The sequence below is a fragment of the Vitiosangium sp. GDMCC 1.1324 genome, assembly GCF_003044305.1.
Classification (GTDB): Bacteria; Myxococcota; Myxococcia; order Myxococcales; family Myxococcaceae; genus Archangium.
In genome coordinates this window covers 918,304-936,510 of sequence record NZ_PZOX01000001.1, presented here as the reverse complement: position 1 = coordinate 936,510, position 18,207 = coordinate 918,304, and the positions used below count along the sequence as shown (strand labels likewise).

The 18,207-nt window shown below is 69.9% G+C and carries 14 protein-coding genes; 8 read left to right on the top strand and 6 right to left on the bottom strand.

From position 1 onward, the window contains the following. Nucleotides 1–54 precede the first annotated feature (54 nt). The 5 genes from DAT35_RS03645 (at nucleotide 55) to DAT35_RS03625 (ending at nucleotide 5,516) form a co-directional block, all read left to right on the top strand. Nucleotides 55–1,155 (top strand): M48 family metallopeptidase, encoded by a 1,101-nt coding sequence (locus DAT35_RS03645; RefSeq protein WP_158501534.1) that lies wholly within the window; start codon nucleotides 55–57, stop codon nucleotides 1,153–1,155. A gap of 660 nt (nucleotides 1,156–1,815) precedes the next feature. After that, a complete protein-coding gene (locus DAT35_RS03640) occupies nucleotides 1,816–2,811 on the top strand; it encodes an SDR family NAD(P)-dependent oxidoreductase (protein WP_108065443.1) in 996 nt (331 codons plus the stop codon). A 270-nt stretch (nucleotides 2,812–3,081) separates the two neighbouring features. Further along, nucleotides 3,082–4,548 (top strand): hypothetical protein, encoded by a 1,467-nt coding sequence (locus tag DAT35_RS03635; protein ID WP_199242810.1) that lies wholly within the window; start codon nucleotides 3,082–3,084, stop codon nucleotides 4,546–4,548. A gap of 75 nt (nucleotides 4,549–4,623) precedes the next feature. Then, the gene (locus tag DAT35_RS03630) at nucleotides 4,624–5,028 is read left to right on the top strand and encodes a hypothetical protein (RefSeq protein ID WP_108065442.1); all 405 of its coding nucleotides are present in this window, start codon (nucleotides 4,624–4,626) and stop codon (nucleotides 5,026–5,028) included. 293 nt (nucleotides 5,029–5,321) lie between these two features. Then, entirely contained in the window at nucleotides 5,322–5,516 is a 195-nt protein-coding gene (locus tag DAT35_RS03625; protein WP_108065640.1) for a hypothetical protein, read from the top strand. A gap of 18 nt (nucleotides 5,517–5,534) precedes the next feature. Here DAT35_RS03625 and DAT35_RS03620 read toward each other — a convergent pair whose 3' ends face one another. Beyond that, nucleotides 5,535–6,530 (bottom strand): hypothetical protein, encoded by a 996-nt coding sequence (locus tag DAT35_RS03620; RefSeq protein ID WP_108065441.1) that lies wholly within the window; start codon nucleotides 6,528–6,530, stop codon nucleotides 5,535–5,537. A 289-nt stretch (nucleotides 6,531–6,819) separates the two neighbouring features. On the opposite strand from DAT35_RS03620, the gene DAT35_RS57980 reads away from it, so the two are divergent. Further along, complete coding sequence (locus tag DAT35_RS57980; RefSeq protein WP_146209557.1) at nucleotides 6,820–8,394, top strand: hypothetical protein; 1,575 nt, start codon at nucleotides 6,820–6,822, stop codon at nucleotides 8,392–8,394. Between the two features lie 89 nt (nucleotides 8,395–8,483). Beyond that, nucleotides 8,484–8,849: a cupin domain-containing protein gene (locus DAT35_RS03610; protein WP_108065439.1), complete on the top strand. Its 366-nt coding sequence runs from the start codon at nucleotides 8,484–8,486 to the stop codon at nucleotides 8,847–8,849. Here the strand turns inward: DAT35_RS03610 and rtcA are convergent, their stop codons facing one another. Further along, on the bottom strand, nucleotides 8,850–9,923 hold the full coding sequence (gene rtcA, locus DAT35_RS03605; protein WP_108065438.1) for an RNA 3'-terminal phosphate cyclase: 1,074 nt from the start codon (nucleotides 9,921–9,923) through the stop codon (nucleotides 8,850–8,852). A gap of 68 nt (nucleotides 9,924–9,991) precedes the next feature. Between rtcA and DAT35_RS03600 the strand changes: the two genes are divergently transcribed. Beyond that, complete coding sequence (locus DAT35_RS03600) at nucleotides 9,992–11,239, top strand: SLC13 family permease (protein WP_108065437.1); 1,248 nt, start codon at nucleotides 9,992–9,994, stop codon at nucleotides 11,237–11,239. Nucleotides 11,240–11,242: 3 nt separating this feature from the next. On the opposite strand, the gene DAT35_RS03595 is transcribed toward DAT35_RS03600, so the two are convergent. The 4 genes from DAT35_RS03595 to DAT35_RS03580 form a co-directional block, all read right to left on the bottom strand. Further along, nucleotides 11,243–12,073, bottom strand: a complete 831-nt coding sequence (locus tag DAT35_RS03595) for a hypothetical protein (protein WP_199242788.1) — start codon at nucleotides 12,071–12,073, stop codon at nucleotides 11,243–11,245. An 82-nt stretch (nucleotides 12,074–12,155) separates the two neighbouring features. Further along, nucleotides 12,156–14,054 carry a cyclic nucleotide-binding domain-containing protein gene (locus DAT35_RS03590; RefSeq protein WP_108065436.1) on the bottom strand — a complete coding sequence of 633 codons (1,899 nt, stop codon included), beginning with the start codon at nucleotides 14,052–14,054 and terminating at the stop codon, nucleotides 12,156–12,158. Nucleotide 14,055: 1 nt separating this feature from the next. Next, nucleotides 14,056–16,179, bottom strand: coding sequence for a HEAT repeat domain-containing protein (locus tag DAT35_RS03585; protein WP_108065435.1), 2,124 nt, complete (start codon nucleotides 16,177–16,179; stop codon nucleotides 14,056–14,058). A gap of 68 nt (nucleotides 16,180–16,247) precedes the next feature. After that, nucleotides 16,248–18,182 (bottom strand): pseudouridine synthase, encoded by a 1,935-nt coding sequence (locus DAT35_RS03580; RefSeq protein WP_108065434.1) that lies wholly within the window; start codon nucleotides 18,180–18,182, stop codon nucleotides 16,248–16,250. Nucleotides 18,183–18,207: the final 25 nt, after the last annotated feature.

The window sequence follows — 18,207 nt, the reverse complement described above, 5'->3', positions numbered from 1 at the left end:
CACAGCGGAGGACCCGGGATGGGATACGCTGCCGGGAGGAGGAGTACCTCAGGCATGGCGCACGAGAATCCGAGCTTCTTCCAGTCCACGACCGAGCGGCGTCTGCGCGACGGGTTGCGCGCCGACAAGGGCATTCAGCGAGGACCGAGGCGCACGGACGAGCTGCCGGGTGGACCCGGCGCCGTCACGAGGCGGAGGCGGTTGTTGTCGGATGCGTTCCGGCTGACGCGCTCGACAGCCCCGGCGGTGGTGGATGCGCTCGCCACCTGTCAGGCGGTTCTCGGCCACGAGGGGCCCGTGGAGGTGTTCGTCCATCCGGAGCCGGGGATTCGGGCCGCGGCGGTGCATGGCCCGCCGGAGACGCCCGCCATCGTCCTTTCCTCGAGGCTCATCGAGGCGTTCTCCGAGGCCGAGTTGCGCTTCATCCTCGGGCACGAGCTCGGCCATGTCGCCCTGGGGCACTTCCTGGAGCACCTCGGGCAGCCATCCGAGGGGCCCGCTCCTCACGCCACGGTCCTCGAGCATTACCTCTGGAGCCGGGCCGCGGAGGTGAGCGCGGACCGAGCGGGACTGCTGTGCGCCAGGGACCTCGAGGCCGCCGCGAGCGCCCTGTTCAAGCTGACGAGCGGCCTGTCTTCCGCGTCCGTGAAGTCCGAGCTGCAGGTCCACACGCGGCAGGTCGACGCGATCCTCTCCGACCCATCGGCTCGCGAGAGACCCCGCGACGACAACGACACGCTCAGCTATTTCAGCACCCACGCATTCAGTCCGCCGCGGTTGCGAGCCCTCGTGGCGTTCTCCAAGACAAGCACCTTCCGCAGGATCGCGGGCCGCTACGCGAGCGACGAGGGACTCTCGGACGAAGAGGCCGACTCCGTGCTGGAGCGCGACCTCTTGGAGCTCGCGCCCTCGCGCCTGGAGGAGAAGTCCGATCGTGCCGACCTGGTGCGGCAGGTGCTCGCACAGAGGGAGCTCGTGGAGGCCCCCCTCTCCCAGCGGGCCCGGCTGGTGCAGCACCTCACCCTGGTAACGGCTCCGGACGGGAACGTGAGCGACGAGCGGTTCCTGGAGCTGCGGCGTGTGGCTGAAACGCTATCAGTGCCCGCGTGGCTCATCGACGAGGCAATCCGTGGCGCATCCCATCCATTGGATTGATTTGGATTCAAGACCAATAAAAGACAAACAAAAAATACAGCCACCACAAACACAGACACCCCACGCAATACTTGTCTTGATTGCATTTGATTGCGTTTGCCTTTCACAAAACAAACACAAACAGCCATACACGCCCAACGGCAAAGCAAAAACACTTTAAAATCAAATACAATGTGTTTGGCTTTAGCTGTCACATCACTCACAAATGCCGCAAATGTAGGCATGGCATGTTCGGTTGCCTCGGCATGAACGCGTCGCGAAGGACAGGCATGACGGGTTCACATCGAACGTTGAGGGGGGCGGGCCTCAATCGTTGAGGGGTTCACATCGACCGCTGAGGGGTGCGGACCTCAAACGCTGAGGGATGTGGACATCGAACGTTGAGGGGTGCGGTCATCGAACGCTGAGGCGTTCACATCGAACGTTGAGGGTGCAGGCCTCAAACGCTGAGGGGTGCGGGCCTCAAACGCTGAGGGGTGCGGGCCTCAAACGCTGAGGGGTGCGATCATCGAACGTTGAGGCGTTCACATCGAACGCTGAGGGGTGCGATCATCGAACGTTGAGGCGTTCACATCGAACGCTGAGGGGTACGGACAAGAACATCCGAGCGGGTTCACCGGACGAGAAGTAGAAGGCGGCCCTACAAGACGGGGGAGTGACATGAACGTGTTGGTGACGGGGGCCACGGGCCTCATCGGGAACGCCATCGCCCACAGGCTGGTGGCACGGGGAAACCGGGTGCGCGCGCTGGTGCGCGATCCCGAGCGGGCCAGGCGCATCCTGCCCGCAGAAGTGGAGCTCGTACGCGGAGACGTCACGGAGCCCGAGTCCCTGCCCTCCGCGGTGCGCGGCACCGACTGGCTCTTCCACGCCGCGGGCATGCCCGAGCAGTGGCAGCCGGACGCGACCATCTTCGACCGGGTGAACCGCCAGGGCACGGTGAACGTGCTTCGGGCCGCGCTCGCCGCGGGGGTGAAGCGCGTGGTGTACACCTCGACGATGGATGTCTTCGCCGCACCGCGCGGAGGCACGCTGGTCGAGACGAACATCGATCCCCACCCCAAGCCCACCGCCTATGAGCGCTCGAAGCAGGCCGCGGAACGGGAGGCGGAGGCCATCCGCCAGCAGGGGCTCGACGTGGTGTACGTGAACCCCTCGGCCGTGTACGGACCGAGTCCCGTGCACGTGAGCCTCAATACCTTCTTCCTCCAGGTCCTCAACGGCAAGGTGCCCGCGCTGCCGCCCGGGGGCGTGCCCGTGGTGTACGTGGACGGCGTGACGGACGTGCACCTCGCCGCGGCCGAGCGAGGCGCCTCGGGCGAGCGCTTCCTCGTTTCCGACACCCATGTGAGCAACCGGGAGCTGGCCGCGGAGATCCTCCGGGCCGCCGGTGGAGGGAAGGTGCCCCCCACGGCGCCCGCCCCGCTGATGAAGCTGCTCGCCGGGCTGTCCGCACCGCTCGCGAGAACGTTCGGCTTCACGCCGCTCATCGCGCCCGGTCAGCTCTCGTTCCTGCTGTGGGACGTCCGCGTGGACGCGAGCAAGGCGGAGCGCGAGCTGGGTTTCCGGCCCACGCCGTTGGCCGAGGGCGTCGCGCGGACCGTCGCGTTCCTGCGCGAGCAGGGGCTCGTGCCGCGAGCGCCGGACGCCCGCTGACGCACGAGCTTGGAATGTCCACGAATGGCCAGTCTTGTCCGGGCTCCGGGCCAGACGCTGGGTACGCGTCCCCTGTGACGCTCCGGCGAAGATTCCAGTGAAAATCTTCACCCATACCGGAGCACCCAGAATGCCTTCGCAAACTTCTATCCGCATCGGAATCACAGACAGAAAAATGGAGGCAAGAGACGGATTGCCCGTGGCCGTTCTCGTGGCTCGTCAGTCTGGTTTTACGTCAAAGACTCGAGCACGAAATCCACGAGGTGCCGCATGTCCTCCAGCGCACGTTGGCTGTTGCTGTTGGTCCCCGGTCTGATGTTTTTCTACACGCTCGGTGGCTCACCGATTGCGGCCGAGGCGGCTCCGAGAGGCGGCGGGCAGTGCAGAAAGTGCCCACCGCCCGATGGCGGCACGGACGGGGGCACCGGCTCCGATGGTGGCACGAGCCCTGACGCCGGGACGGGTTACGACGCCGGAACGCCAGACGCGGGTTACGACGCGGGGACGCCCGACGCGGGGACGCCCGACGCGGGCTCCGGCTCCGACGCCGGGACGCCTCCGCCCACGGGCTGCCTCGGCCAGCCGCTGCTCGACTCGCTCGGGAAGGACCATGTGCTCGTCGGGGCGAAGACGAACGACGATGTGGTCGGGCTGGCGCCGTTCGACATCCGTTACATCTACCTCGCGGGCGGCCTGTTCGACAGCCAGCAGGTCTGCTCCTCGTGCATGAGCTGCTCCACCGCCGGGCAATCGTGCTCCAGCTCGAATCCCAGTGGCTGCGGTTGGTGGGGTTGCTGGCAGTGGGACCAGGTTGCCCCGGGGCAGTTCCTGCGCGACTTCCTCACACAGACCCGCAATCTGGGGCAGCTCCCGATGCTCACCTATTACGAGATCCTCCACACCAGCCGCGTGGCGGAGGGGGCCCAGGAGGTCGCCAAGGCGCAGGACGCCGCCATGATGCAGCGCTACTACAATGACTGGCGTTTCGTGCTGCAGCAGGTGGGCACTTCCACTGTCCTGCTCCACATCGAGCCCGATTTCTGGGCCTATGCCCAGCATGTGAACACAAACCCTCACATGATTCCGGCGGCGGTGGCCTCGGCCAATCCCACGGACTGCTCGGGCTTCGAGAACTCCATCGCCGGCATGGGCCGCTGCATGATCGCCATGGCTCGCAAGTACGCGCCCAACGCCAAGGTGAGCCTGCATGCCTCGGCGTGGGCCACGAAGATCGACGCCATGATGAATCAGGATCCCTCCCTCAACGTGGAGGCCGAGGCCGTCAAGGTGGCCGACTTCCTCCGCGAGTGTGGCGGGGGCTCGGCGGACTTCGTGGTGGTGGAGACGAGCGACCGGGACGCCCAGTACTACCAGGTGCGCTTGGGGCGTAACAGCTGGTGGGACCCGACCAACACCACGCTGCCCCACTTCCGCCAGGCCTTCCGGTTCGCCAAGGCACTCTCGGAGCGGATGGGGCTGCCCAACATGTGGTGGCAGATCCCCGTGGGCAACATGTCGATGCCCGGCTACGACCAGCACTGGAAGGACAACCGTCTGGACTATTTCTTCGACCACCCCCAGGAGGTGGCCGCCGCCCATGGCATCGGCATGATCTTCGGCGCGGGCGAGCAGGCCCAGACGAACCCTTCCACGGACAACGGGCACGCCCTGCAGCGGGCGAACGCCTACTTCTTCAATGGGGGGCAGCCCGCCTGTCTCAACATGAGCCTGCCCTGAGTTCGAGGGCGCGCAGGCTGGAGGAACGCGGGCGCTTGAGGGACAATCGGGTGCCTTTCTCCTGGAGGAGCCCGCATGTCGACGAAGCCGACCGATGACTCGCTTCCCCCACCGCCCAGGCCGGCCCACATGCCGGCTGCGCCTCGGGACTCGTCGCGGGACGCCCGGATTCCCCCGGGCAGCGCGGACTACTCCTCGGCGCTGGCCGATGCGACGCTGTACCGGCGCGGCGACATCTCCTTCGAGGAGCTCGAGCGGCGGGTGCTGGCACGGGCGCTCCCACCGCATCGGCTCGGGGACGGCTACCTGATGATGTCGCCCCCGCCTCCGCCGCCCGGCGTGCACTACGACCCGCGGGTGATGCCATACGACTGGGTGGGGACGTGGGGGGAAATCGCCATGACGCACTTCGCGGGGGAGCTCACCCGGGACGAGTACGAGCGCCTCCACGTGGTGGCCCATCCGGGCTGCAAGCGCTGAGGTGGGACGGCGCGGGGCTCGGCGTCACTCGGGATAGGTCGACTTCACGCTCTCCTTGGGCTCCAGGGAGCGTCGGTACTCCTCCGCGCTGCGATGGAACTCCGCCTCACCCTCGAGGGCCTCGCTCAGCTTGCCCGGGTACTGCGCGGCGATGATGGGCGCGAGGTCGCTTCATGCATGAGAAAGGGCATGGAACCAAGAGCCTCCGGCGCCCCGGCAGCGACCCCCTTGACCCCACCAGGGGGAGCGATGCCTTGATCGCTCCTCCCACCCGACGACGTCCCCGTGTGACCATGGACGAGACCCCGCCGTCTCCGCTGCCCTTCCCGACGAGCCTCTGCCACCGCTGCGCCGCGCCGCCCAAGTACGTGAGGACGAAGACGTCCACGTTCATCCTCTGCCCGCTGCTGCCTCGGAAGTATCCGCCCCAGCCGGTGCTCAGCTGCCCGCTCTTCCGCCCCAAGGCTCCGGACCCGGAGAAGCCATAGGGGGACCTGGACCGCGGCTCAGCCGAGTCGCTGCAACTCGCGCGAGAGCATCACCTCCAGCTCGCGGATGCTGCGATAGACGAGGCAGCGGTGACCCGCCACGTCGAACTTGAGCTCGTTGACATCTCGCACGAGCAGAATCGCCGGCCGCCCCCGGCCCCACGCGTAGCCGACCTCCAGGTACACGTTCGGGTTGGACATGGAGAGGTCCGCGATGACGACCTTCGCGGTGTCGATGCGCTCCTTGATGCGCTGGATGATCGCCCCCTCGAACATGGCCTGATCCACGCGCTCGCACAGGAGCCCCGCGGCCCTCACGGGCCCCTGGATGCCATAGTGGTAGACATCCTCCATCTCGGGAGCGAAGGGCATCGCGACGAAGGCGTGGGGCTTGTCCAGGGACTGCACACCGGCCGTGGCCAGTGAGGGAGCCTGGACGACCTGGGCCATGCGCTTGACGCGGAAGCCCCAGCCGCTCGGCAGGGGCTCCACCCCGGGGCTCTTGCCGAGCCCCCGCTCCAGGGCCCTGCGCAGCCGTTCCACGCGCCGCTGGTTCAGCTCCACCACGGTGATGCGCTCCAGGCCGCTCGGCCCGGCACCACGCATGAAGGACTCGACGAGACCTCCCACGAGCGCGAGCACCGCCTCGTCCTCGTCCAGCCCGTAGTTCGGACCATGCACCGTGCAGGCGATGTGGCGGACGTCCGGGCGGGACTCGAGCGCCTGGAACGCCCGGGCGGCGAACTGACGGATCTCGTGGTAGCCGAAGTTCCCCAGCTTCACGGTCCCGAGGAAGAGGGCCACGGGCGCGCCGATACTGCCCCGCGTCTCCACGAAGAGGTATTCGCCGATCGGCACCGAGAGCTGTGCGGGAGGGATACCCGCCTCTTCGAGCCGCCGGGCCACCGCCGAATCCGCGCCGTAGAACTTCTGCGCGTGCTTGAGAAGCACCACGTCCGCACGCGTGTCGACAATGTCTCCGGCTTCCAGGACCACATCGAGGGCAGAGCTCATCAAGAGAGCACTGTCTCATGGAGAGGTCTGGCCCGCCACAGGGGACGGGGTGCTCGCGATTGGACAGCATGAAGGGGGATGAGTCACACTGAGAGTGCGTCAAAAAAGGGGGAGTATTTTCGTCATGTCGAGCCGAATCGAAGGCAATTCCTTGCGTCCGGTATGGACCGCGCCGCGCTCCACGCCCAAGCCCGCTCCGAGGGAACCCACGCTTCCAGCGAACCCGGCAACAGCCGGTTCTGGGTTCGCCACTGCCCAGAGCAACGCACTGAGAGAGAAAGCACTGCGGGTGACAGGCGCCACCCCGAGCACCGCCACCACGCTGCGCACCGAGGTGCTCGGAGATGGAAACGCCAACTGCCTCGAGCGGGCGCTGTCCCTCACCCAGCCGGGTGACAGCGTCATGCTCCTGCGCGACAAGCGCGACGGTGTCGGACATGCGCTCGTCCTGCACCCGGATGGGTCCGTCGTCGACCCGAACCTGTCCTGGAAGCGCTATGGGTCTCTCGAGGAGTACCTCTCGTTGAACCCGCGCTACACCCAGGGCCCGGCGCTCGACGCGGGGGTCCTCCGCCAGGTGCTCTCGCAGCCTCCGGGGCCCCGCCGCGACGCCATCCTGTCGGCGCTCGGCCTGGGCAACGTGGCCAACCAGCGCGTGGCGGACCCTCCTCCTCAGCGGTGGGTCAGCATCAATTCGGGCGTCAACGTGCGCGATATCCAGGGAAACGTCCTCACGAAGGCCTCCGGCGTGAACGAGGTTCAGGTGCTGGATACCCTCTCCGCCGAGCAGGACGACGCCCTGAATAAGAAGACCCAAGGCAACTACACGTGGATCCAGGTCCGGATGCCGGATGGCACCACGGGCTATGTGGCGGAGTCGCTCACCCATGACGTCCCCACCCCGCCCCCTCCACGCTTCCCGGAGTGGGTGAACAACCCGTCGATGCGCCCCGACTCCGTGCCCCAGGAGCTCTGGAACCACCTGCCACCCGAGGACCGGGCCGCGGTGAACGCGAGCGCCAGGCGAGCCGTGCTGGAGCAGGCCGTGCTCGAAACCCACCCCGAGCTCGCCACGCCAGGCACCCAGCGCCCCTCGGACATCCCGGAGTCAGCGTGGCTCCACATCCCGCCCGAGGCTCAACACAACATCCTCGCCCAACGGCAGCGCGCCGCCATCGATGAGCAGGTGGCGCTCCTCAGCGGCCCCATCCCCGCGGGGGGCCAGCCCGTCCAGAACCCACTCCTGGGGGTCGACTCTTCCTTCGGGCTCGGCACGGTGGGGGACTGGAGCACGTACTCGGCCCATGGCAACGCCGTCCAGTACCTCAACCTCCGGGAGATGCTGGGCAAGGACAAGGGCTACGTCAGCGTCCACAACAACCTCTGTGGGCCGCTCTCGGTGGCGGCGGCGCTGGGCAAGGAACCCGCCGAGGCGCTCCGGCTGCTGGCGGACAAGACGAACTACGCGGGAGTGCTCAAGGTGAATGAGCCCATGAACTCCGCGCCGCTCGCGGCGATGTTCAAGGCCGCCGGGTGGGACTCCAGCTGGGACACCAGCCCCGATGCGCCACGCCCGCAGGAGATCGCGCAACTGCTCGCCGAGGGCAAGGAGCTCATCGCACTGGTCGGCATCAGCTCGAAGGCGGACGGCATGCTGCGCGAGGATGGTCTCATCGCGCACTTCATCAACGTCCGCGCGGTGGAGCAGCAGGCCAACGGGCAGTGGATGGTGCGTGTGTACAATCCCTTCCAGAATCGGGAGGAGGTCTACTCCTGGGCGGACTTCACGGCCGCCTGGCACAACACGAACGGCAACGAAAGCACGTACGCCATGCTCGTGGCCACGCCTCCCGCGCAACAGTAGGCCGAGGCCTCGTTCACCCCGCGGGACGCGGCAAGGAGCGGTAATCTCCCTCCGGCCTGGGTATATGAGTCGTCCGGAGGAGTCCCACCATGCCGCTCCAGAAGGTCAATCTCGCCGAGAAGCTCTCCCTCTTTTCCGATCACTGGAACCCGCGAGTCGTCGGGGAGTTGAACGGCCAGCAGGTGAAGCTGGTGAAGCTCAAGGGGCCCTTCGATTGGCACCACCATGACCACGAGGATGAGCTGTTCCTCGTGGTGCGAGGCAGCTTCCGGATGGAGCTCCGGGATGGGGACATCGACATCCGGGAAGGAGAGTTCATCGTGGTGCCGCGCGGGGTGGAGCACCGGCCCGTGGCCGAGGAGGAGGTGCACGTGCTGCTCTTCGAGCCGGCCTCCACCCTCAACACGGGCAACGTGCGGACGGAGCGCACCCGGGACTCCCTGGAGCGGCTCTGATCACGCGGGGGCGACCTCGACGGCGCCCCCCGGCTCCACCGTCACCCGCACCGGCAGGAAGCGCTCGATGAGGCGGGCGTGCGTGGTGAGATGCTCCGTCACCCGCTCCGTCGTGTAGCGCGTCGTCCCCGGTGAGGCCGGGCCCAACTTCCCCGCCGCCAGCAGCGCCGCGGGCAGGAGGATCTGGTCTCCGAGGTGCTCGTCCAGCGCTCCCCCGCGCTCCATGAAGCGCGCCAGCGCCTCGGCCGCCTCGCGCCCCACCTCCTCCGCCGGACGCCCCCGCTCCCCCAGCGCCGTGAAGCCAGCGAGGGTGTTCTCGAACTGCGCCAGGATGAACGTCACCGTGCCCACCGAGCGCGTCGTCGGCAGCGGCCGGTTCTCCGCGTGGCTGTAGATGCCCCGCTCGCGCAGCGCCGCCACCGCCGCCTTCGACTGCCGCTCCGCGATGGTGAACGGCAGCCCGCCCACGAACGAGCCCACGGAGATCTCCCGCAGCGTCCCGCGCGCCGGCAATTCCACCCGCCGGGGAGGCTCGCGCACCGGCTCCACCTCGGCGAGGAACTCCCCCGCCCCCTCCGGATAGAAGCCCGCGTGCACCAGGCGCAGCGAGGCGTTCAGCCCGTAGGCCCGCGCCACCGGCAGCCACACCCCCGCGAGGTAGTGGTAGCTGGGGCTGTGGGGCAGGTGCGTCCCCCCGCGCAGCGTGAGCGAGCCGCCCCCCGCCAGCGCCAGCGGGTAGAAGAGGCACTGGAAGAGCAGCGGCGTGCTGCCCGCGGTACCCACCTCCAGCAGGTAGTTGCCCGGACGCACCGGCCCCGGCTCGAAGCGCAGCTCCGAGGCTCCCACCGCGGCGCCCTCGCTCCGCCCTCCACTGAGGGCCTCGGCGCCCCGGACACAGGCGAGGTGCTGGGGCCTCAACCCCGGCGGCTGGCGGTTGGCCCGCACGCGCGTCATGTGGAAGGGCCGTCCGGTGATGAGCGACAGCGACAGCGCCGAGCGGAGGATCTGCCCTCCTCCCTCGCCCTCGCTTCCATCGAGCTCCACCGGTCCGTCGTGGCCGTCGGCGCCTGCCATGCCCTTCCCCGTCCGAAGAAAAAGTCGGCGCAGCGTAGCAGAAGGCTTTCGGTTACTGTCCGCCCGCCTTGGCCCTCGCCATCTTCCTGTTCACCTACGTCTTCATCGCGGGCATCCGCCTCCCCTTCCCCAAGCTGGACCGCCCGGGCGGCGCGCTCGTGGGCGCCGTCCTCATGGTGGTGGCCGGCATCGTCGCCCCCGCCGAGGTCTTCAACTACAGCGCCGACCACTCCCGGCACGCCGTGGACATGGACACGCTCGTGCTGCTGTTGGGGATGATGCTGCTGGCGGACTATCTGTCGCAGGCCGCCTTCTTCCGCGCGGCTGGAGCCTGGGCGCTCCGCAAGGCCCACACCCCCCGGCTGCTCCTGGTGGCCGTGGCCTGCACCAGCGCCTTCCTGTCCGCCTTCCTCGTCAATGACACCATCTGCCTGATGCTCACCCCGCTCGTGCTGGTGGTGGTCGAGGACACGCGCCTGCCTCCCATCCCCTACCTGCTGGCCGTGTGCATGGCCTCCAACACGGGCTCGGTGGCCACCTTCACCGGCAACCCCCAGAACATGCTCATCCAGGGCGCCTCGGGCCTGCCCTATGCGCAGTTCGTCGCCTACATGGCGCTGCCCGCCGTGGTCTCCACCGCCGTCGTCGTCGCGGGGCTCCTCTACGTCTTCCGCAAGGAGCTCTCCCACCAGCGCTTCGACACCCACCCGCCCCCGCCTCCCGTGGACCGGCCGCTGCTGGGGCTCACGCTCGTGACGCTCCTGGGCGTGGTGGCCGCCTTCTTCGCCGGCCTGCCCATGAGCTGGAGCGCCCTCACCGGCGCCGCGGTGGTGATGACCCTGGCCCGCCGCCCTCCGCGCCAGGCCATCGAGCGCGTGGACTACGTCCTGCTCCTCTTCTTCGCCTGCCTCTTCGTCGTCGTCTACGGCGTGAACAAGGCCGGCTGGGCGGATGACATCTACCGCGTCTTCTCGCCCTTCATGTCCGGGCCGCCCTGGCGCGAGACGCTCGGCTTCGCGGGGCTGACGCTGGTGGCCTCCAACCTCTTCAGCAACGTGCCCTTCGTCATGCTCGCCCGCGCCTGGGTGCCCACGCTGCACGAGCCGGTGCTCGGCTGGCACGTGCTGGCGCTCGGCTCCACGTTGGCCGGCAACCTCACGCTCGTGGGCAGCGTCGCCAACCTCATCGTCTTCGAGGCCGCTCGCGGCAGGGCGGAGATCAGCTTCCTCGGCTACCTGCGCGTGGGCCTGCCCATCACCCTCGTGAGTTTCGTGCTGGGGCTCGCGGTGCTCCTCGCCGAGCACGCCATTTTCTAGCGGCTACGGATCCGGATCCGGCAGCTCGCCGGGCTTCAGCTCGGGCTCGGCGGGCTTCTCGGGGACGGGCAGCTCGCGGCCCACGCGGTTCACGCTGTCCGGCTCGCCCCCCTCGGCGCCTCCGGGAAGCGCGCTCGCACGGCGATCCTTCGGGCGCAGGTCCTCGGCGAACTGATCGGCGAGCACGTCCAGCATCGCCGTGAGCTCCTGGCGGAACAGCGACGGATCCTTCCCCACCTTGAAGGGGTCCAGGTGCTCGGCACCCTCGGACAGGCGATCCACCTGGAACGGATGGCGCCAGATCTCCGAGCGCCCGTTGATCTTGAACATCCGCGCGTAGCCCCGCATGAACGCGCCCGCGCGCCCGCGCTCGCTGCGCATGCCATAGTCCTGGATGACGAACTCCACCACCGTGTCCGCTCCCAGGCGCGTCAGCAGATCGTAGTCCGGAGCGTTCGCCGGCACCTCCTCCACCAGGAAGCTCTCCAGCATCGTCGCCACCCGCGCCGGATCCAACGCGTCCACCCACGGCCGCTCCCGAGGGAGCAGCCGGAACGTGTTCACCCGGAGGCGCTCGGAGACCTCGAAGCGCGTCACCGCCGAGGTCAGCTTCGCCTGCAGACGGCGATCCGCCTCCTTCGGCTCGAGCTTCTTCAGCTTGTCCTTGTAGGCACTGTCCTCGCGGAACACGAGGCTCCGCGGGCCTGCATCGATCTCGATGCGGGAGATGAAGGCGGGCCGCGCTACCCGATCCAGGTCCGCGCCGGCCAGCCGTTGCGAGGCACATCCCGCGGTGAAAAGTGCCAGGACTGCGAGGAATGAACTCCGCACCATTCCTCACACATACCGCAGTTTTTCGCGGGCCCCCAACGCGTGGAAGTTCGCCGAGGACACTCCCTCTCCAAGGAAGCGGGCTTCAGAACAGCAACAGCTCCTCGTGAGGCTCCACCGTCTCCCTTTCGACTTCGGATTGCCCTCCGAGGAGGGCCGCGTTGCTGCGCTGGCGGGACTCGGTGAGCTCGGAGACCAGGGCGAGGATCTGCGGGTGGGTGAGGATGAGGGTGTCGAAGACCTCGCGGGGCAGCCGCAGCAGCGAGGTGTTGCGCGCGGCCGTCACGGTGGCGGTGGCCGGCGTCTTCTGGAGCAGGGACATCTCGCCGAACAGCTCGCCCTCGTGCAGCTGCGCCAGCGATTGGCCCCCCTTGCTCACGGCCACCTCGCCGGAGAGCACCACGTAGAGGCCGTCCACCTGCGCGCCCTCGTGGATGATGGTGTCACCCCGGCGTACCTCCCGGGCCCGGAAGCGCTCCACCAGCTCGCGCCGATCCTTGCGGCCGAAGGGCTGGAAGAGCGCCGAGGTGTTCACCACGTCCGACAGCAGCCGCTGCCGGCAGAAGCGCCGGAGCGCCTTGGCCACCTGAGGGAAGCGGCGCGACAGGGCCGCGAGCACGGGCGCGGAGATCTCCAGCAGCTGCGTCTCCTCGGAGGCGCTCACCACCGAGGCCGAGCGCGGCGCACCGGACAGCAGCGCCATCTCACCGAAGAAAGCGCCCTCGCCCAGCACGGCCAGGTTGCGCTGCTCGGCGCCGGACTGGCGCACGATGCGCACGCGGCCCGCGCAGATGACGTAGAAGGCATCGCCCCGAGTGCCCTGCTCGATGATGAGCGCGCCCTCGGGGAAGCGGCGAAGCGGGCAGCGCTCGAAGAGCGCGATGAAGGCGTCCCGAGGCAGATCCGAGAAGAGGGGGATCTTCGGCAGCCCCCCGTCGTCCTGCGAAGGGGCCTCGGAGACGGGCTCCTCGCTGCCCGCCGAGCCCTGGTCGTCGGCCGCGTGCCCGGATGGAACCGGCTCCTGCTCCGGCTGCGACTCCGCGCCCGCGCCCGCGAGCGCCGCCAGCTCCACCGCGTGCAGGAGCGAGTCCGCCTGGACCGCGAGCTCCGTGAAGGGCGTGCTGCCCGGCACGGGGGGCTGGAAGTCCACACCGTCCTGGGGCGTGAAGCGCTCGACGCGCGAGGACGGAGCCTGCACAGCAGCCACCCGGAGGGGCTGGGGAGCAGGCTCCGAAACAGAAGGCGCCGGAGCCTCTGGCTTTTCCGGCTCGGGGGGCCGGGCATCGCTCGAACGGCGGCGCAGGCCCGGAGGCGCGGCCTTCGCCACGGTGGGCTGGGACGGCGCGGCCTCGCCGCTCCCCTTCTCCGCGTCGGAGAGATCCAGCTCCACCTCGATGTCCGCCGCGGGCCCGGTGGGCGGAGCGTCGCCCGCGTCCTCGAGGTCCAGCTCCACCTCGATGCCTGGGGCGGATGCTGGCGCTTCGGCCTCCCCGTCGGGAGCGGAAGCCTCGGCGGCTGGTTCCTCGGCCAGGGCCTCGTCGATCTCCGGCGGCAGCTCGATGAACAGCGCGGACCGGGTCTCCGGAGCCGGAGCCGGAGGCTCGGTGGCCACGGCCTGCTTCACGGGGGTGGGCGCGGGCGTTATCGCGCGGGAGGCACCGCCCGCTCCACCACGGCGGGCGTAGAGGCCGGCGAGCATCTGCTGGACACCCTGGTGCGACGGGTCCAGCTCCAGGATGAGCTTGCTGGCGGCGATGGCGCGGGGGAGGAACCCCTCGCGGGCGAAACCCTCGGCGGCGGCCTGGTAGGCGGTGATGGCGCGGGCGTTGTTGCCCACCTTCACCCAGGCGTCCCCCAGGCGTACGCGGGCCTGGTAGTCCTTCGGGTCCTGCTGACAGTATTCCTCGAAGAGCTCGGCGGCTCGGGAGAAGCGCCCCTTGGTGAGGGCCTCGTTGGCTTTGTCCCTGAGCTGCCGTGGCTCCATGTCAGCGTGCCCCCTCCGCCGCGGTCGTTGTCTTCGCCAACGCCGTCACGGCGGCTTCCCGGACACGACGGTAGTAGTCACTCTTGAGCGCGTCCAGTGCGTCGGCCTGGGCGCCCGTGCCCATCCTCGCGAGCGCGCCGGCCGCCGCGGCCCGGATCTCCGGGAGATCATGGTACAGGTCGCGCACCACCAGCTCGGCCGCCGAGCTGTCGCCGATCTCCCCCAGGGCGGTGAGCAGCTCACGCCGGCCCACGCTGGAGGGATCCTCCAGCGCCTTCACCAGCACGGGCACCGCCGTCTTCGCCTTCATGCGGCCGAGCAGCGAGGCGGCCAGGACGGCCTCGGGACCGCCCTCGGACACCACCTTCTCGAGCACCTCCGCCGAGGAGGCCGGAGCACCGCTCCGGTTCAGCGCCTCGAGCAGCACCAGCTTCTCGCCGCTGATCTGCGGCAGCAGCTCCACCAGGGCGGACTGTCCGGCATCACCCTGCTCGGCGAGCGCCTGGGCCAGGGCCTTCAGCAGATCCCTCTCGGCCTCGAACAGCCCGTTCTTGGCGAGGGCCACGCCCTCGGGCCCGAGCCGCGTCAGGCCCACCAGGGCGGCGGTGCGCAGCGTCACGCTGGAGTCCCCGGCGAAGCCCTTGAGCAGCGCCAGGGCCCCGGGCGCCTTCACGGAGCCGAGCGCGCGCAGCAGCCCGGCCAGGGGCTCGAGCCGGGAGGACTCCACGTCGTCGAACAGCTCGGTGGGCACGCGCTGCTGCACCACGGGCCGGCCCAGGCTGCGCGCCTTGGCGGCGTTGAGCGCCTTCACGCGCGACATGAGGTTGGCGTGCTTGTCGCCCTTCTGCTTCTGCTTTTCCGCCGAGTCGCCCGGCGGCGGCGGCTGGGAGGGATCGAACCCCGGCCCGTAGCGCTCGGGCAGCGCCTGGGTGACCCAGTCCTGCCGGAGCGGCTGCACGGACGCGAGCTCCTGCTCGAAGGCCTTCTGCAGCGCGGGCGCGGCGGAGGCGTCCCCGATGGCCGCGGCCGCGTCCACGGCGAGCGCGCGCAGGGTGGCGTCGCCCTGGGTGAGGTAGGGCAGCACCTTGGGCAGTGCGTCCTTCGCCGCGGGGCCGAGGCCGATGACCGCCTGCAACCCGCTGGCGGCGGAGGCGGGCCGGGACAGCCGGTCGTTGATGGTCTCGAGCGGGCAGCCGCCGCGATCGCGCATCGCCCGGGCCACGGGGATGGCCTCGGTCGTCACGGCGTCGAGCGCGATGGCGCACAGCGCGGCATCGGTCTCCGGCTGGCGCGGCAGGTCGAGCAGGGCGTCGATGGCCAGGGGGCTCACGGAGCTCTTCTCCACGGCCACGGCCTGCAGACGGGGAATGGCCTGGGGCTCCTGCAGCCGCATGAGCGCGGTGATGGCGGACTCGCGCAGGTCGGGGAAGCTCTCGTCGAGCAGGGGCAGGATGGCGGCCACCGCGCGCTTGTCACCCAGGTCGCCCAGGCCCCGCACCGCGGCGGCGGCGAGGATGACCTGGCTGTCGCGCACCAGGGGCATGAGCCGGTTGAAGGCCTCGGGGCGGCCGCTCTTGCCCAGCTCCTCGGCGGCGCCCACGCGCTCGGGAAGGGAGCCCTCGGTGAGGGCCAGCAGGTTGCGCTCCCAGATGGCCTTGGACTCGGCGGCGACGACCTCCGCCATGGCGCCCGGCACGTTGGCCTGCTTCAGCGCCTGGACGATGACCTGCCGGGTCTGGCGGCCCCGGCGGCCGTACTGCAGGGTGAGGTAGGCCTTGGCCTTGTCATTCTTCACCTGCGCCAGGGCCATGGCCGCCTTGCCCTGGACGTCCACGTCGGAGTCCTCGAGCAGCTCGCCGAGCAGATCCACCACGCGGGGATCCTGGCTCTTGCCGAGCGCGGCGGCGGCCTCGCCACGGACGATGGAGGCCAGGTCCTTGGCCGCGCGGGTGAAGAGGGCGAGGTCGTCGGGACGGGACTCGTCGGCCAGCTTCTTCACGGCGAGAGCCCGCACCTCGGGGCGAGGGCTCTGCAGATCCGCGAGCAGCTGGTCTCGATTGCCGCTGCACCCGGCGGTGACGAGAAGGGCCAGGACGACGAGGAAGGTGCGCGCGCCGGTTCGCATCGTTCTCCGGGGAGGGAAGGCGTGAGACGCCGGAGGTTATATCAGCGGTGCGCGCGACCGCCCACGACTCAGCGGCCCTTGCGAGGCCCTCGTCCCCTGGGCCCCCCAGCGCCCCGGGAAGAACCCGAGGACCACTCGGGCTTGGGCCCCTGGTGCTTCTTGGCCCGCCAGTTCACGAAGGACTTGGAGCCCTCGCCGGCCCCCTCGCCCTCCGGGCGTGCCGCACCGCGGCGCGCCGGGCGTCCCGAGTCCTCACCCCGAGGCGCCCACTCCTTGCGCTCGGGACGGGCACCGCGCTCACCGCCGCGGCCCTCTCCACGAGGCGCCCACTCGCGACGCTCCGGACGAGCACCGCGCTCGCCACGCTCCTCGCCCCGAGGCGCCCACTCCTTGCGCTCCGGACGGGGACCACGAGCGGGAACCCGGCGCTCGGCACTGGGGCTCGCGCCGAAAGGCTTGCGCTCGGGGCGGGCACCGCGCTCACCGCCACGACCCTCTCCACGAGGCGCCCACTCCTTGCGCTCGGGACGCGCACCACGCTCCTCACCCCGAGGCGCCCACTCCTTGCGCTCGGGACGAGGACCGCGAGCGGGGACCCGGCGCTCGGCACTGGGGCCTGCGCCGAAAGACTTACGCTCCGGACGGGCACCGCGCTCACCGCCACGACCCTCGCCACGGGGAGCCCACTCGCGACGCTCCGGACGAGCACCGCGCTCGCCGCGCTCCTCACCCCGAGGCGCCCACTCCTTGCGCTCGGGACGAGGACCGCGAGCGGGGACCCGGCGCTCGGCACTGGGGCCCGCGCCGAAAGACTTGCGCTCCGGACGGGCACCGCGCTCACCACCCCGCCCCTCACCACGGGGAGCCCACTCGCGACGCTCCGGGCGGGCACCGCGCTCGCCGCGCTCCTCGCCCCGAGGCGCCCTCTCCTCGCGCTCGGGACGCTCGCTCTGGAGCTCCTCCTGCTCGTCCTCGCGAGGCGTCCACGTGCGGCGCTCGGCACGGCCACCCGTCGCACCACGGAACGCGGGCCGGGAGCCTCCTTCACCCCGTGGGGCAAACTCCTTGCGCTCGGGACGGCCAGCCGCACGCGCCGGCCGCTCCGCCTTGCGCTCGGGGCGCTCCGTCCGGGCACCACGCGCGGGCTTCCCCGCCGGACGCGCTCGCACCGGCGCGGGAGCCTCCTCACCGAAATCGTCCTCGTCCACGTCCGCCGCGAAGCCCGGCGCCGAGCGCCCGTGACGCCGCGGGGGCAGCTTCAGCGCCCGCTCGGCCGGCGTGGCCTTCCCATCCGCCACCTCCTGGAGCTGGCGCACCTGGTTCGGGGTGAGCGGCCGCAGCTCGCCGGGGCGCAGGCTCTCGACGGTGATGCCCGCGTAGGACGGCCGGTACAGGCGCACCACCGGGTAGCCCACCGCGGCGCACAGCCGCTTGATGAGGTGCGGGCGGCCCTCGGCCACCACCAGCTTCAGCCAGGTGTTGCGCTCGGCCTGCTCGAACACGTCCACGGACACCGGCGTGGCCATGCCGTCCTCCAGCCGCACGCCTCCGCGCAGCTTGTCCAGCGTGGCCGCGTCCGGCGAGCCCTTCACCTTCGCCAGGTACGTGCGCGGCACCTGGAAGCTGGGGTGCGTCAGCTTGTGCGCGAGCGCCCCATCATCCGTGACGAGCAGCGCCCCTTCCGCGTCGTAGTCCAGCCGGCCCACGGGGAAGAGCCGCTTGCCGGTCTCCTCGAGGTAGCCGGCCACGGTGGGCCGGCCCTGCGGATCCGACAGCGTCGTCACCACGCCCACGGGCTTGTAGAGGAGGTAGTACGAGGACTCCTCGGGGGGCGTGACGAGCTTGCCATCCACCGTCACCAGGTCTCCCGGGGACACCTTGGTGCCCAGCTCGGTGACCTTCTGGTTGTTCACCGTGATGCGTCCGGCGGTGATGAGCTCTTCCGCGTGCCTGCGCGAGGCCACGCCCGCGCGCGCGAGGTACTTCTGCAAACGTTCAGCCATTACCGCCACCTTCCATTTCTTCGCC

What these genes read in the sequence shown, in the direction of transcription:
- DAT35_RS03645 (WP_158501534.1), top strand. Translation starts at nt 55, where the DNA reads ATGGCGCACGAGAATCCGAGCTTCTTCCAGTCCACGACCGAGCGGCGT.
- DAT35_RS03640 (WP_108065443.1), top strand. Translation starts at nt 1,816, where the DNA reads ATGAACGTGTTGGTGACGGGGGCCACGGGCCTCATCGGGAACGCCATC.
- DAT35_RS03635 (WP_199242810.1), top strand. Translation starts at nt 3,082, where the DNA reads ATGTCCTCCAGCGCACGTTGGCTGTTGCTGTTGGTCCCCGGTCTGATG.
- DAT35_RS03630 (WP_108065442.1), top strand. Translation starts at nt 4,624, where the DNA reads ATGTCGACGAAGCCGACCGATGACTCGCTTCCCCCACCGCCCAGGCCG.
- DAT35_RS03625 (WP_108065640.1), top strand. Translation starts at nt 5,322, where the DNA reads ATGGACGAGACCCCGCCGTCTCCGCTGCCCTTCCCGACGAGCCTCTGC.
- DAT35_RS03620 (WP_108065441.1), bottom strand. Translation starts at nt 6,530, where the DNA reads ATGAGCTCTGCCCTCGATGTGGTCCTGGAAGCCGGAGACATTGTCGAC.
- DAT35_RS03610 (WP_108065439.1), top strand. Translation starts at nt 8,484, where the DNA reads ATGCCGCTCCAGAAGGTCAATCTCGCCGAGAAGCTCTCCCTCTTTTCC.
- rtcA (WP_108065438.1), bottom strand. Translation starts at nt 9,923, where the DNA reads ATGGCAGGCGCCGACGGCCACGACGGACCGGTGGAGCTCGATGGAAGC.
- DAT35_RS03595 (WP_199242788.1), bottom strand. Translation starts at nt 12,073, where the DNA reads ATGGTGCGGAGTTCATTCCTCGCAGTCCTGGCACTTTTCACCGCGGGA.
- DAT35_RS03590 (WP_108065436.1), bottom strand. Translation starts at nt 14,054, where the DNA reads ATGGAGCCACGGCAGCTCAGGGACAAAGCCAACGAGGCCCTCACCAAG.
- DAT35_RS03585 (WP_108065435.1), bottom strand. Translation starts at nt 16,179, where the DNA reads ATGCGAACCGGCGCGCGCACCTTCCTCGTCGTCCTGGCCCTTCTCGTC.
- DAT35_RS03580 (WP_108065434.1), bottom strand. Translation starts at nt 18,182, where the DNA reads ATGGCTGAACGTTTGCAGAAGTACCTCGCGCGCGCGGGCGTGGCCTCG.